14 protein-coding genes are annotated in these 13,031 nt (G+C 58.8%); 9 read left to right on the forward strand and 5 right to left on the reverse strand.

Annotated features, from left to right (window positions below):
• Nucleotides 1–26: 26 nt before the first annotated feature.
• The 7 genes from purB to NW827_RS02775 all read left to right on the forward strand — a co-directional run bounded on the left by purB (nucleotide 27) and on the right by NW827_RS02775 (nucleotide 8,334).
• A complete protein-coding gene (gene purB / locus NW827_RS02745; protein ID WP_414403406.1) occupies nucleotides 27–1,322 on the forward strand; it encodes an adenylosuccinate lyase in 1,296 nt (431 codons plus the stop codon).
• Between the two features lie 9 nt (nucleotides 1,323–1,331).
• Complete coding sequence (locus tag NW827_RS02750; protein WP_414403407.1) at nucleotides 1,332–2,312, forward strand: aspartate carbamoyltransferase catalytic subunit; 981 nt, start codon at nucleotides 1,332–1,334, stop codon at nucleotides 2,310–2,312.
• 484 nt (nucleotides 2,313–2,796) lie between these two features.
• Entirely contained in the window at nucleotides 2,797–3,870 is a 1,074-nt protein-coding gene (gene pstS / locus NW827_RS02755) for a phosphate ABC transporter substrate-binding protein PstS (protein WP_414362538.1), read from the forward strand.
• Nucleotides 3,871–4,142: 272 nt separating this feature from the next.
• The gene (pstC, locus tag NW827_RS02760; protein ID WP_414362539.1) at nucleotides 4,143–5,114 is read left to right on the forward strand and encodes a phosphate ABC transporter permease subunit PstC; all 972 of its coding nucleotides are present in this window, start codon (nucleotides 4,143–4,145) and stop codon (nucleotides 5,112–5,114) included.
• 18 nt (nucleotides 5,115–5,132) lie between these two features.
• On the forward strand, nucleotides 5,133–6,020 hold the full coding sequence (gene pstA / locus NW827_RS02765) for a phosphate ABC transporter permease PstA (protein WP_414403408.1): 888 nt from the start codon (nucleotides 5,133–5,135) through the stop codon (nucleotides 6,018–6,020).
• A gap of 67 nt (nucleotides 6,021–6,087) precedes the next feature.
• Nucleotides 6,088–6,885: a phosphate ABC transporter ATP-binding protein PstB gene (pstB, locus tag NW827_RS02770; RefSeq protein ID WP_414403409.1), complete on the forward strand. Its 798-nt coding sequence runs from the start codon at nucleotides 6,088–6,090 to the stop codon at nucleotides 6,883–6,885.
• A 93-nt stretch (nucleotides 6,886–6,978) separates the two neighbouring features.
• Nucleotides 6,979–8,334 (forward strand): FAD-binding oxidoreductase, encoded by a 1,356-nt coding sequence (locus NW827_RS02775; protein ID WP_414362542.1) that lies wholly within the window; start codon nucleotides 6,979–6,981, stop codon nucleotides 8,332–8,334.
• A 17-nt stretch (nucleotides 8,335–8,351) separates the two neighbouring features.
• Here NW827_RS02775 and NW827_RS02780 read toward each other — a convergent pair whose 3' ends face one another.
• Genes NW827_RS02780 through eda form a run of 3 tightly spaced genes read right to left on the reverse strand, consistent with a single transcriptional unit; the run spans nucleotide 8,352 to nucleotide 10,066 of the window.
• Nucleotides 8,352–8,861: a diacylglycerol kinase family protein gene (locus NW827_RS02780; protein ID WP_414503312.1), complete on the reverse strand. Its 510-nt coding sequence runs from the start codon at nucleotides 8,859–8,861 to the stop codon at nucleotides 8,352–8,354.
• The gene (gene ybeY, locus NW827_RS02785) at nucleotides 8,845–9,336 is read right to left on the reverse strand and encodes an rRNA maturation RNase YbeY (RefSeq protein WP_414403411.1); all 492 of its coding nucleotides are present in this window, start codon (nucleotides 9,334–9,336) and stop codon (nucleotides 8,845–8,847) included. Before ybeY ends, NW827_RS02780 begins: the two co-directional genes overlap by 17 nt.
• 34 nt (nucleotides 9,337–9,370) lie before the next feature.
• A complete protein-coding gene (gene eda / locus NW827_RS02790) occupies nucleotides 9,371–10,066 on the reverse strand; it encodes a bifunctional 4-hydroxy-2-oxoglutarate aldolase/2-dehydro-3-deoxy-phosphogluconate aldolase (protein WP_414403412.1) in 696 nt (231 codons plus the stop codon).
• Between the two features lie 160 nt (nucleotides 10,067–10,226).
• Here eda and NW827_RS02795 point away from each other — a divergent pair, with 160 nt between their 5' ends.
• Entirely contained in the window at nucleotides 10,227–11,387 is a 1,161-nt protein-coding gene (locus tag NW827_RS02795; protein ID WP_414403413.1) for a murein hydrolase activator EnvC family protein, read from the forward strand.
• Here the strand turns inward: NW827_RS02795 and NW827_RS02800 are convergent.
• Together NW827_RS02800 and NW827_RS02805 are read right to left on the reverse strand one after the other, a co-directional pair.
• Nucleotides 11,378–12,028, reverse strand: a complete 651-nt coding sequence (locus tag NW827_RS02800; RefSeq protein ID WP_414362547.1) for an ABC transporter ATP-binding protein — start codon at nucleotides 12,026–12,028, stop codon at nucleotides 11,378–11,380. The two genes, NW827_RS02795 and NW827_RS02800, sit on opposite strands and share 10 nt — an antisense overlap.
• A 58-nt stretch (nucleotides 12,029–12,086) precedes the next feature.
• Nucleotides 12,087–12,335: a hypothetical protein gene (locus tag NW827_RS02805; protein WP_414403414.1), complete on the reverse strand. Its 249-nt coding sequence runs from the start codon at nucleotides 12,333–12,335 to the stop codon at nucleotides 12,087–12,089.
• A 150-nt stretch (nucleotides 12,336–12,485) separates the two neighbouring features.
• On the opposite strand from NW827_RS02805, the gene NW827_RS02810 reads away from it, so the two are divergent.
• On the forward strand, nucleotides 12,486–13,010 hold the full coding sequence (locus NW827_RS02810) for a low molecular weight protein-tyrosine-phosphatase (protein ID WP_414403415.1): 525 nt from the start codon (nucleotides 12,486–12,488) through the stop codon (nucleotides 13,008–13,010).
• The last annotated feature ends 21 nt before the right edge of the window (nucleotides 13,011–13,031 follow it).

Consider the following 13,031-nt stretch of genomic DNA (forward strand, 5'->3'; position numbering starts at 1 on the left):
CCTATCGTACTGACGGAAAAGGCACCTTGATCGAGCGCTACACTCTGCCAGAAATGGGCCAGATTTGGTCCACCGCCCACAAGCTCCAGACCTGGCTACAGGTAGAGCTGGCCGTCTGTGAGGCGCAGGCGGAGCTGGGGCGGATCCCTCAAGAGGCTCTGCAGGAGATCAAAGCCAAAGCTGCCTTTGACCCGGCGCGGGTTTTGGCAATCGAGGCGGAAGTCAAGCACGATGTTATTGCCTTCTTGACCAACCTCAACGAGCATGTGGGCGAGGCGGGGCGCTACATCCACCTAGGCTTGACTAGCTCCGATGTGTTGGACACAGCCTTGGCCCTGCAGCTTGTAGCCTCGGTTGAGATCTTGCAAGCTCGTCTGGCCGATCTCATCGCTGCTTTGCGTGAGCAGGCCCGCCGACACCGCTACACTCTGATGATGGGCCGCACCCATGGCGTCCATGCCGAGCCTATTACCTTTGGCTTTAAGCTGGCCGGCTGGCTAGCCGAGTGCCTGCGCCATCAGGAGCGCCTGGCACGCCTGCGGGAGGTGGTCGCCGTGGGCAAGATCTCCGGCGCCGTGGGTACCTACGCCAATGTGCCCCCCCAGGTGGAACAGTTGGCCTGCGCCCGCTTAGGCCTCAAACCGGATACTGTCTCAACGCAGGTGATCTCCCGCGATCGCCACGCCGAGTATGTGCAGACCTTGGCTTTGATTGGCTCTTCTCTGGAGCGCTTTGCCACTGAGATCCGCCACCTCCAGCGGACAGAGGTGCTGGAGGTTGAGGAGTACTTTGCCCCCGGCCAAAAGGGATCCTCCGCCATGCCCCACAAGCGCAACCCCGTCAAAGCAGAACAACTGACGGGAATTGCCCGCCTCTTGCGGGGCTATGCTGTCTCGGCCCTGGAAAACATTCCCCTTTGGCATGAGCGGGATATTTCCCATAGCTCTGTAGAGCGGGTCATCCTGCCCGATGCCTCCATCCTCTGCCACTACCTACTGGTCAACATGGCAGATCTAGTGCGCCACCTGCAGGTTTACCCTGCCAACATGGAGCGCAATCTCACCCTCTACGGTGGTGTTGTCTTTAGCCAGCAGGTGCTTTTGGCTTTGGTGGAGAAGGGCTTGAGCCGTGAGGAAGCCTACCGCCTGGTGCAGGAAAATGCCCACCGCGCCTGGAATCAGCCTGGTGGAGATTTCCACGCCAATCTGCTGGCGGATCCCAGAGTAATGGCCCACCTGAGCGAGGCGGAGCTGCAGGCCTGTTTTGATCCACGGCGGCACCTTGCCCACCTGGACGAGATCTTTGCCCGCTTGGGCATTTGAGGATCCCCTATGGCTTGGCAGCGGCAACATGTCTTGGGGCTGGCGGACTTTACCCGCGAAGAGTATCAAATTGTTTTGCAAACCGCCGCCAGCTTTCAGGAAGTGCTGACCCGGCGGCTGCCCAAGGTGCCCACCCTGCAGGGGAAGGTGGTGGTGACGCTGTTTTTCGAGCCTTCCACCCGTACCCGCAACAGCTTTGAGCTGGCAGCCAAGCGCCTGTCAGCGGATGTGCTCAACTTTTCCCCCGGCACCTCTTCGCTAAGCAAGGGGGAAACCATTTTGGATACGGTTCGCACCTTTTTGGCCATGGGATCCGACGTGCTCATCGTCCGCCACGCCCAGGCCGGGGTGCCGCAGCAGTTGGCCGCCGAGATCAATCGCCGCGGATCCCCAGCGGGGGTGCTAAACGCGGGGGACGGCCTGCACGAACATCCCACTCAAGGTTTGCTGGATCTATTTACCCTCTGTAGCCACCTGGATCCGCAGCGACCTCGCCTCGAGCTGCTGCAGGGGGTGAAGGTGGCCATTGTCGGCGACATCCTCCACTCGCGGGTAGCCCGCTCCAACATCTACGCCCTGGTAGCTGCTGGCGCAGACGTCCACTTGGCCGGCCCGCCCACCCTGTTGCCCAAAGACTTTGCCCAGTTTGTGCCCGGCTATACTCTGCCGGTGCACTGGCAGTTGGAGCCGGCCCTAGCAGGAGCCCGCTTTGTCATCGCCCTGCGCCTGCAACGGGAGCGGATGAGTGAATTCCTCATCCCCAGCCTGCAGGAATACCACCACCTTTTCGGCCTCACCCGGCAGCGACTGCGCCTGTGCCACCCCGAGGTGAGGGTTCTCCACCCCGGCCCGGTCAACCGCGGCGTGGAACTAAGTTCTGAGGTGATGGAGGATCCCAACCTCAACCTCATTGAGCGGCAGGTTGCCCACGGCGTGGCGGTGCGCATGGCTTTGCTGTACCTGATGGGCGGCGGGCGGATCCCGGCCTAGACCTCCCCCTTTCTCCTTTGGTCGGGGAACCTGAGGAGCTGCTGGACGTCTAAGGTACCGAGGTTACTCTTCTAGCCAACTCAAGCAGCTCTTGCTTGGGCTTTTCTAGCCACATTAGACCCCACACAAGCCTATATAGGCTTAGCAGGACGGGAGCAACTTTCTACTCCGGAGCCTGCTTAGCCTTTTAAGCTTTTTTTCAGCTTGTTAGTGTGATTTTTTACTTCGATCGGGGTCACATAGGTAAGTCTAAGGCAAGTCAAAAGCTTTGTGAGACGGGCTTTTTCCCAGATCCTTGGCTCCTTTGCTGCAGTCTAAGCCTGAGTAAGCCGTTAGGTAGAAAGTTAATACTTTATGGCAATCATCTCACTCAGAAACCTATTGCCTCTTTCTCCCGACTTAACCTAAAGCTAACTTTAAGATAACCTAATCTTAACCTTGAGGCTGTAAGGTTACAGGTGTTGATTAGCACTAGACATTTTTTATGCGATCCCTGCTCGCTGTTTCTTCTATCGCGGCTCTGGCGGTGGGAGCCCTGGCACTGGCCCCGGCCAAAGCCCAAACCGTGCAAATCTCCGGCGCAGGTGCTACCTTCGCTGCGCCGCTGCTGCAGCGCTGGTTTGATGCCTACAATCGCACCGTAGATCCCAACGTGCAAATCAGCTACCAGTCTGTTGGGAGCGGTGCCGGTCTGGAGCAATACATCAACGGCACGGTGGACTTCGCTGCTTCCGAGGGGCCGATGACCGAAAAGTACAACGCCTCTCGCTACAAGAGCTTCAAAGAGAAATACGGCTACGAGCCCCTGCAACTGCCTCTGGCGGGGGGCGCCATTGAATTTGCCTACAACCTGCCCGGCATCGGTGACAAAGAGCTCGTGCTCAAGCGGGAAACCTACTGTGGCATTATTACCGGCGAAATCACCCGCTGGGACGACATTCGCATCAAGGCCCAGAACCCCAACCTGGCAAATCGGCTGCCTGCGCTCGACATCACTTGGGTGCACCGCTCTGACGGCTCTGGAACGACCTTCGTGTTCAGCAACCACCTCAACGCTGCTTGCCCCAACTGGAAGGGCGGCGTGGGAACCACGGTGGAGTGGCCGGTTGGCATCGGTGCCCAGGGCAACGAAGGGGTAGCCGCCACCATCAAGCAGGAGCCAGGGGCAATTGGCTATGTGAACCAGTCCTTTGCCAAGCTGGAGAAACTGACTACTGCTCGCATAGAAAACAAAGCGGGCAAGATTGTCGAGTTTTCTCCTGAGCGGGCTACTTCTGCCCTCAATGCTCCGCTGCCCGAAAATTTTGCTCTGCTGGTGCCGGATCCCGAGGGGCCTGACGATTACCCCATCGTTGGTTTGTTCTGGGTAATGCTCTACCGCGAATATCCTGACGAGCAAAAGCTCAAGAAGCTGGTGGAAGCCATCAAGTGGACGCAGGGGCCAGAGGGCCAAGCCATCACCAAAGAATTGGACTACATCCCCATGCCCCAGCCGGTCATCCAGCGGGTCTTCGCCGAGCTGGATAAGATCAAGGTCAACCCCAACGCAAAGCGATGAATTGCTGTCCTGTTGAAAGGTGTTAGTTGAGGGCCAGTGGTCAACAAGAGGCTGTGCTCTTCCTGTTGGCTACTGGCTTGTCGCTTTGCTGATTTTTGACGGGCAAAAGTTTTGTCGGCACTGACTTTTGACGTTGTCGCAAGTCCAAGTCCAACGAGCTTTTGGTTTCAATGTTGGCCAGAACACAGACAACTGCAACACCGATGGAATGCAGCGTGAGAGAGGTTTTGCCACAATCTGCCCACAAGTAGAATTGCCATAGGGGAGATCCTATGACGTCGGCAGCTAGAGACTACGACTTATCAACGGATGTTGCTATTGAAAAGAAAATGGACATTTCCCGCGTTCTCGACGTGGGTTTTGTCCGCCTAACTTTGGTTTTGGCGGGGTTTGCCGGTGTCATTCTCATCTGGGTGATCCTGCAGACCACTGAGGCAGCCCTGCCGGCCATGCGCCAGTTTGGCTTGGACTTTCTGGTCACTAGCCGCTGGAACCCAGTGGAAAACATCTATGGGGTGTTGCCCCAGATCTACGGCAGTTTGATGACCTCTCTGGTGGCCCTGATTTTTGCCGTTCCTCTAGGCATTGGCACCGCCATCTTCTTGACGGAAGATTTTGCCCCCAAGTGGGTAACGGCGCCGATTGCCTTTGCCATTGAGCTGATCGTAGCCATTCCCAGTGTGGTGCTGGGGCTGTGGGGCATCTTTGTGCTCATCCCGGCGGTGCGGCCCATCTTCCGAGCCATCAATCAGACGCTGGGGTGGATTCCTCTCCTTGGGGGCCCTGCCCCCCGTGGCCCCAGTTTGCTGCTGGTGGCCATGGTGCTAGGGATCATGATCTCCCCCATCATCATCTCCATCACCCGCAGCACCCTTGAATCGCTGCCCCGGGGCCTCAAAGAGGGCGCTTTGGCGTTGGGAGCTACCCGCTGGGAGACGATCTTAACGGTGATGATCCCTGCCGGGCTGTCCGGCATTGTCAGCTCGATCATGCTGGCATTGGGACGGGCCTTGGGAGAGACCATGGTGGCAGCGATGATTTCTGGGAACGCCAACCGCATCAACATCTCCCTACTGCAGCCAGGATCCACCATTACCGGCTTGATTGCCTCTCAGTTTGGCGAAGCAGGACGCCTGCAGGTGTCGGCCCTTATGTATGCCGGTGTGGTGTTGATGGTGCTGACGTTGTTGGTTAACGTCATGGCCGAGATCATCATCCGGAAGTTTCAAAACTTGGAGCAGTAACCGAGGAGCCTCGTCATCATGTCCAAGTCAGCCCAGCTTGTTCCTGAGGAGATCGACATTGGCCGTGCCGGTGTTGCCCCCCTGCGGAGATACACGGGCATTGCCTTGACGCTGCTGAGCGGACTGTTTGTCGTCGCCATCATGGCTGCCTTAGCGTGGGTGCTGTGGGATATCGGGAAGGGGGGCATCCAGAGGATAAGCTGGGATGTCCTCACCCAGACGCGCTACCCGGCTCCAGGGTTAACAGAGGGGGGGTTTGGCCACGCTATCGTCGGCAGCGTAATGGTTCTGGCCACGGGGGCGGCTTTGAGCTTTCCCTTCGGGATCCTAGCCGCCGTTTACCTGTCGGAGTTTGGCCGCGGCAGCCACTTGGCTTCTTGGGTCAAGTTCTCCTGCAACGTGCTTACAGGCGTACCGGCCATTCTCTGCGGCCTGTTTGCCTACGCTTTGGTAGTTCGGGGATCCGGCTTCTCGGCTTTTTCGGGGGGAGTTGCTCTGGGCGTGTTGATGTTGCCCATTGTCATCCGCTCCACGGAAGAGGCGCTGCTTTTGGTGTCGCCGGATATGCGTTTGGCTTCGGTGGGCCTGGGGGCCACTCGCTTTCAGACCACAATGCGGATTGTCCTACCGGCAGCAGCTCCGGCCATTGTAACAGGCTTAATCTTGGCCTTGGCACGGGCTGCTGGCGAGGCAGCACCTCTACTTTTTACTTCCTTCAACAACAATTTCTGGTCAACTGACCTGTTTGGACCGGTGGCTACTTTGCCGGTGATGGTCTACTTCTTCTCAATTATTCCCTTCAAGGTGCAGCAGGAGATGGCCTGGGCAGGAGCCCTGGTGTTGCTGGCCATTGTTTTGGCGGCCAGCTTGCTTGCCCGCTTCCTGGTCTACAAAACCAGAAGATAGTTTAAGCCTTGTTGGACAGCAGCCAGGTGTGAATCAGCTTCTTGATGAACTTTCTGCGAGCAGGACCATGCACACTCAATCTGCTAACCCAACCCCCTATGTCTTCCGAATGGAAAACTTGAGCGTCTACTATGGCTCTAACTTGGCGGTGAAGAATGTCACCATGGACATTCCTGCCCGCCAAATTACAGCTTTTATTGGGCCTTCCGGCTGCGGCAAAAGTACCATCCTGCGCTGCTTTAACCGCACCAACGACCTGATCCCAGGGGCACGCGTCGAGGGCAAGCTCATCTACCGCGGCAAGGACCTCTACGCCAAGAATGTGGATCCAGTGGCAGTGCGGCGGCACATTGGCATGGTGTTCCAGAAGCCCAACCCCTTTCCCAAGAGTATCTACGACAACGTCGCCTATGGCCCGCGGGTGCTGGGGATGAAGGTCGATTTGGACGAAGTAGTGGAAACCTCCCTGAAGCGGGCTGCCCTTTGGGACGAGGTCAAAGATAGGCTGAGGGAGAACGCGCAGTCGCTCTCGGGCGGGCAGCAGCAACGCCTCTGCATTGCCCGGGCCTTGGCGGTGCAGCCAGATGTCATCCTCATGGACGAGCCCTGCTCGGCCTTGGATCCCATCTCCACCCGCCGTATCGAGGAGCTGATGAAGGAGCTGAAGCAGGACTACACCATCATCATCGTCACCCACAACATGCAGCAGGCCAGCCGTGTCTCAGATATGACGGCTTTCTTTAGCGTAGAGGTGGTGGGATCCAACCGCGTGGGCGAACTGGTGGAGTTTGACCGAACCGAGGTGATCTTCAGAAACCCCGCCAAGGAGGCGACTCGAGACTACGTGGCCGGGCGCTTTGGCTAACCCCCTGACTTAGGGCAGGCCAATGGTGAGCTTGTTGGCGGCTCTCCTTTGTAATGATGGGATCGAGGCAGATTACCCCCAGAGAGGATCCCTATGACTGTTGTGGCCCCTGAAAAGCTGCAGGGCCTGCTTGCGGAGCTGGCCGACATTGAAACCATCACCGATCCAGCGCAAGTTGCCAAGTTGTCGCTGGACTTTTACCACTACAGCCCTGTGCTGAGCCGGCAGTTGAGCGACAAGCGAGGGGATGTGGTGGTCCGCCCAGCAAATGAGCAAGAGGTCAAGCGGGTGGCAGCAGCCTGTGCCAAGTGGCGGATGCCTCTAACCGTACGGGGCGCAGGCACCGGCAACTACGGCCAGTGCATCCCCCTAGCTGGCGGCGTGATCCTGGAGATGAGTAAGCTCAATCAGGTGCTCTGGGCCAAGCCGGGTCTGGCGCGGGTGCAGGCAGGAGCCAAGCTGGCTGCAATTGACAAGCACACCCGGGAGATGGGCTGGGAGATCCGCATGGCTCCTTCCACCTACCGCACCGCCACCATCGGTGGCTTTATTGCTGGCGGCAGCGGCGGCATTGGCTCCGTGACCTACGGCCAACTGCTGGATCGGGGCAACATCTTGGGGCTGCGGGTAATCACGGTGGAGGAGGAGCCGCGGGCCCTGGAGCTACGGGGGGACGACGTGTTCAAAGTCAGCCATGCCTGGGGTCTCACCGGGATCATCACCGAGGTGGAGATCCCGCTGGCGCCGGCTTACCCCTGGGCAGAGCTGATAGTAGCCTTCCCGCCGGAGGTGGGGTTCATGCCCTGCGCCCACTTTGGCCAGGCTCTGGCTGAGGCAGATGGGATCCTAAAGAAACTCATCAGCCTGCACGCCTGGCCGATCCCTCGCTACTTTCTCCCCTTGCAGGACTACTTGCCCCAGGGATCCGCCGTGGCCCTGTTGATGGTGGCCGAATATAGTCTGGAGCCGCTGCTGGAGCTAACCCGGGAGTATGGCGGCCAGGTGGTTTACAACAAAACGGCTCAGGAGGCCGGCAAGGGGATCTCGCTGGGGGAATTTTCCTGGAACCACACCACCTTGCACTGCCGGAGCGTGGATCCCAACTTGACCTATCTACAGTCAATCTTCCCGCCTGACCGGGAGCTAAAGGTGGTGCAGCACCTATACGAGCACTTTGGCGACGAGGTGCTGATGCACCTGGAATGGATTCGCCTCCGGGGACAGGCTACCCCGGTCGGCCTGCAAATTGTGCGCTTTACCACGGAAGAACGCCTTAACGAGATCATGCGCTATCACGAGGCGCAGGGAGTCTTCATCGCCAATCCCCACACCTTCATCATCGAAGAGGGGGGGCGCAAAGTGATGGATCCGCGCCAAGTTCGCTTTAAAGAGGAGGTGGATCCCTATGGGCTGCTCAATCCGGGCAAGATGCGCAGCTGGCGGAAATAAGCCTCTGCCTAATCTGCTTAAAAGGGAAGAAGCAGCTCCTGCGGCAACAGTAGCAGCAAGGGGGGAAGGAACAGCCAAACTGCCACCCCTAGAGATGCCAGCGCCGCCACCAACACCGCCCCAGCAGCACAGTCTTTGGCAATTTCTGCCAGCAGGTGATAGCGACTGCCTAAGGTGAGATCCACCACTGCTTCTAGGGCGGTATTCACCAGCTCGAGCGCCATCACTAGCCCACTGGTTAGGCTAATCAAGGCCATCTCTACGGCGCTCAAGTGCAGGACCAGGCCTAGGCCAAAGGCCAGCACCGTTGCCAGAAGGTGGATGCGAAAGTTGCGCTGGGTGCGAACGGCATATAGCAAGCCCTTGCCTGCGTAGTAAAAACTTTTGCCCAGGTTGGTGGCTACCCGCCAAGAAGACGGGCGCTGACAGGGATCCACTTGGGCACCCGAGGAGGAATGAGCAGGAGCTTGCTGCCGGAAGGCTGCCAAGCGCAGGGGTGAGAGAAAACGACTAGGACTGTTGGCCATGAGCCACCTCCACCTCTTCCTGAATGGCAGCAAGCAAGTGTTGCTGTTGCTGCAGCATGCGCTGCAGGGAAAGCTCATCTGGGTGATCCCATCCCAAGAGATGCAGCAGCCCATGACTAGCCAGCCAGGCCAGTTCGTGGGAGAGGGGGTGCCCTTGGGCCTTGGCCTGGGCGCAGGCGGTAGGTACAGAAATCACAATATCCCCCAGCAGACGCACCCCTGTTAGCTTTTGCAACTCTACAGGAGTAACCATCTCCTCAGCAGCAAAGGCTAGCACGTCGGTAGGGGCGTCAATGTGACGAAAGTCACGGTTGAGCTGGCGAATGTGTTCGTCAGAAGTGAGGCAGAGGCTGAGCTCACAGGGATCCGTCACCCCCAGCTGGCGCAGCCAGGCCTCAAACCAGCGGCGCCAAGTGGCCTCCTCAACCGGGGTGGGGACCTTTTGCTCCAGGTACAGATCTAGGAACCCCTTCATACACCCTGCCCCCTCTTCTACCGGCTTGTTCAAGCTAACCGGGTTTGGGAGCCACCTTTCTCTGGGCAACAAGCTGCTCTAGCGTTTGCCGCAGCTGATTTTCCCACTTTTGCCGGTCCTCGTCTAGCCCCTCTCCTGCCAACAGCTCCGCCGGGAACAGATCCCCTCCAACGCCGACAGCCCAGGCCCCTGCCTGCAAATACTCAGCAGCATTGGCCAGGGTAACTCCTCCAGTGGGGATCAAGGGCAGGGATCCCAGCACGGGCTGGAGGTGGCGTAGGTAGCGAGGTCCGCCTACGCTTTCTGCTGGAAACAGCTTTACCGCCGCTGTTCCTGCCTGCCACGCTCTCCAGATCTCGCTGGGGGTGAGAGCACCCGCAACAATGGGCAGCCCCACTTCCTGCCCCCAGCGAATGAGGCTCTCGTCCGTGAAAGGGCAAACACAGAACTGGGCTCCCGCCCGCCAAGCCTCCTCCGCCATCTGTTGATTGAAGACGGTGCCTACTCCTACCCAACAGTGGGGGTGCTCTTGTCGCAGGTGGCCAATGAGCTGCAAATACTGAGGAACTGGCGTGGTAATTTCAATGTGGCGGATTCCGGCTCGGATGGCCAGAGTGGCTGCCGCTAGGGCTTGGGCAGAGCTGGCCAAGAGACGAATTACCGCAATCAATGGCTGCTGCCACAGCTCGAGTAGCCAGGGGTGTCGTGGCTCAGAACCCTCGAAGACCATTTTTGCAGTTGCCCAGCTTAGCTTAAGTTTCCACCATTTTTGTTATTGGGGTCAGCCGGGTGAGAAGAGGGCTACTGCATTGCCAGTGTTTTATGCTTGGGTCTCCACCAGCCGCCATTGGTATCTTTAGGGGCGGTAGCGGCTGAGAGTGTGAGGAGTGATGACACGCAGCCTAAAGGCATGGGCAATCCTGGGGTTGCTGGCCCTCCTGCTGTTAGGAGGAGTAGGAAGAGTTGCCCCGTCGCAGGCGCAGAATGTCCACCAACTGCAACAGCGGCAGCAGCAGATCCAGCAGCAAATCCAGCGCAACCAGCGCCGCCTTGGGGAGCTGCGCCAAGCCGAAGAAGAAGCCCGTCGCCGCATGGGATCCCTGCGGCAAAACCTTCGGCAGACCGAAGTTAGCCTACAGGATAACCAATACCGCCTCGAGCAAGCCCAGAAAGCGCTGGAGCAAGCGCAGCAGGAGCTCCAAGAGCTGGAAGACCGCTTGAGGCGGCAGCAACGGGGGACGGCTGCCCGCCTACGCTACCTGCAGCGGCAGGGGGCCGAACACTGGTGGGCTTTGTTACTCACTAGCCGGGACCTCAACGAGTTTTTCGACCGCCGCCACCAACTGCAACTCTTGATCGAGGCGGATCGACAGTTAATCCAAGAGCTGCAGGCGATGGCCAAGGAGGTGGAGCAACAGCGCATTGCCTTGGAGGCCCAGCGCAACGAGATCTCTCTAATCTTGCAAGAGCTGGCCGCCCAGAAAAACCAACTGCAGCAGCAGGCGGCGGCCCAAGAGCAGCTGATGAGTCGCTTGGCCAAGGAGCGCGCCGCCTATGAAGCAGCCCAACGGCGGCTGGAAGCCGATTCCCAACAGCTTACCCGTCTCATCCAGTACCTGCTTGCTCAACAGGCCCGCCAGCGAAGGGGTAGGGATCCCTTTCAGGGGAGAGGCCGGCTGCTCCCCCCAGTGCACGGGCCAATTACCAGCGGCTTTGGCTGGCGGGTTCACCCCATCTATGGCAGCCGCCGCTTCCACACAGGGATTGACTTTGGGGTGCCCATCGGCACGCCCGTGAGAGCGGCAGAACGGGGCACTGTTCTCTACGCCGGCTGGTATGGCGGCTACGGCTACACGGTCATCATCAACCACGGCGGCGGCATTACTACCCTCTACGCCCACAACAGCCGCATCACGGTGGAGGTAGGCCAGGAGATCCAGCGCGGGCAAGTCGTTGCTGCTTCCGGCTCCACTGGCCTCTCCACCGGGCCTCATGTTCACTTTGAAGTGCGGGTCAACGGTCAGCCGGTCGATCCCCGCCGTTATCTATAGAGCAACACCTCTGCCGGCAGTGGCTGCAGAGATCCCTCCTGCAGGAGCCAGCGCACATCGGCAATAGCAGCCAGTTCCTCCGGGTCGTGGGAAACCACCAGCACTGTCCAACTAGATTTCAGGCGCGCCAACAGCTCAATCAACTGCTGTCGCACTGACCAATCTAGCCCTGCTGTCGGCTCATCCAGCAGGAGCAAGAAGGGGCCACGAATGAGCTGCACTGCTAAGGCCAGGCGCCGCTGTTGCCCACCACTAAGGCAGTTGGGGGAGCTATGCAAAGGGATCCCTTCCAGTCCCACTTGCTTGAGGACGTTCTCGACTTCCTTGGGGGTCAGCTCCGGGTGGCCAAAGCGCATTTCCTCTAGCACCGTCAGGCCACAAAAGTGCCGCTCCGGAAACTGAAACACTAGCCCTGCTAGGCTGCGCAGCTGCTGAGGAGAGAGCTCTGTTTCTCCCCAGGCAATCCGCCCGCGCGTGGGCCGGGCCAATCCGGCCAAAATTTCCAGCAGGGTGCTCTTCCCGGCCCCGCTTTTGCCCACAATCAGCCCCAGTTGGTTGAGGCCCAGCTCAAAGGAGAGATCGCGGAGAATTGGCTGGGGAAGAGCTGCCGGGTGATAGAAAAGGTGCTGGACCTGCAACATGGGCGCCTGAGCTGGGAAAGCTGTCCTCATTTTGGCACCGGAAAGCGGCCAAGAACAGCTAGAGCCACTCTTCTAGGCGCCCCAGCTGATCCCGGAAACCATCGGTGAGTTCGCGGTACCATTCCCGCAGCTCCAATTGATCCACGGCCCGCCGCAGCACCTCTTGGGAGCGCTCAATGGGGCGCAGGGCTGTTGGCGGGATCCCTTCTTGGACAGCCCACTGTTCAAACAGAGCCAGCTCCGTTTGCAGGTAGAGGATGAGATTGGCCACATCCTGCGGGTGGGGGTAGCGGGTGGCATCTGGCATAGGGGATTGAACCAGAGGAACTAGCTCTATTTTGGCCGAGAATCTACCCCCCTGCCTGCGGGGGAGAGCCTTGCCAATCCTTGCCCACTTCTGTACGCTGAACCAGAGAACGCGGATAATGCAAAGGGAAATGCTTCCTGCTGCCACTCCATGAACCAAAAGCTTTTGTTTGTGTGCTTGGGCAACATCTGCCGATCCCCTGCCGCCGAAGGGATCACCAATTACCTCTTACGCAGCAGCGGCTACGAGGGGGCTATTATCTGTGATTCAGCAGGGACAGCTGCCTACCACATTGGCAGTCCCCCAGATCGCCGTATGCGCCAGGTTGCCCAGCGCTATGGAGTGGAGCTGCACGGCCAAACCCGGCAAATTCATCCTTTGGATCTGCGGGAGTTTGACCTAATCCTGGCCATGGATCGGCAAAATTATCGCGACATCCTCAGACTTGATCCTCAAGGAAAGTATGCTGAAAAAGTGCGCCTAATTTGTAGCTACTGCCGCTTCCATACGGACGAGGAAGTTCCGGATCCCTACTACGGAGGTGAGACTGGCTTCCATTACGTCATCGAGTTGCTTTGGGATGCCTGCAGTGGCTTACTGGAGTCCCTAATCCCCGGGATCCAATGCCCGCCCTTGCCAACCCAACCTTCTCAGCCTTCTACATCCGGAAGTTGACTTGAAAAGTTGAGGAGCTGG

Source organism: Synechococcus sp. H70.1 (assembly GCF_047502705.1).
Classification (GTDB): domain Bacteria; phylum Cyanobacteriota; class Cyanobacteriia; order Thermostichales; family Thermostichaceae; genus Thermostichus.

Bases quoted from the DNA above. Each gene is read 5' to 3' on its own strand.
- NW827_RS02780 (WP_414503312.1), bottom strand. From the start codon at position 8,861: ATGGCCAACAGTCCTAGTCGTTTTCTCTCACCCCTGCGCTTGGCAGCC.
- pstA (WP_414403408.1), top strand. From the start codon at position 5,133: ATGTCCAAGTCAGCCCAGCTTGTTCCTGAGGAGATCGACATTGGCCGT.
- NW827_RS02795 (WP_414403413.1), top strand. From the start codon at position 10,227: ATGACACGCAGCCTAAAGGCATGGGCAATCCTGGGGTTGCTGGCCCTC.
- NW827_RS02800 (WP_414362547.1), bottom strand. From the start codon at position 12,028: ATGTTGCAGGTCCAGCACCTTTTCTATCACCCGGCAGCTCTTCCCCAG.
- NW827_RS02775 (WP_414362542.1), top strand. From the start codon at position 6,979: ATGACTGTTGTGGCCCCTGAAAAGCTGCAGGGCCTGCTTGCGGAGCTG.
- pstS (WP_414362538.1), top strand. From the start codon at position 2,797: ATGCGATCCCTGCTCGCTGTTTCTTCTATCGCGGCTCTGGCGGTGGGA.
- ybeY (WP_414403411.1), bottom strand. From the start codon at position 9,336: ATGAAGGGGTTCCTAGATCTGTACCTGGAGCAAAAGGTCCCCACCCCG.
- NW827_RS02750 (WP_414403407.1), top strand. From the start codon at position 1,332: ATGGCTTGGCAGCGGCAACATGTCTTGGGGCTGGCGGACTTTACCCGC.
- pstC (WP_414362539.1), top strand. From the start codon at position 4,143: ATGACGTCGGCAGCTAGAGACTACGACTTATCAACGGATGTTGCTATT.
- eda (WP_414403412.1), bottom strand. From the start codon at position 10,066: ATGGTCTTCGAGGGTTCTGAGCCACGACACCCCTGGCTACTCGAGCTG.
- NW827_RS02805 (WP_414403414.1), bottom strand. From the start codon at position 12,335: ATGCCAGATGCCACCCGCTACCCCCACCCGCAGGATGTGGCCAATCTC.
- NW827_RS02810 (WP_414403415.1), top strand. From the start codon at position 12,486: ATGAACCAAAAGCTTTTGTTTGTGTGCTTGGGCAACATCTGCCGATCC.
- pstB (WP_414403409.1), top strand. From the start codon at position 6,088: ATGCACACTCAATCTGCTAACCCAACCCCCTATGTCTTCCGAATGGAA.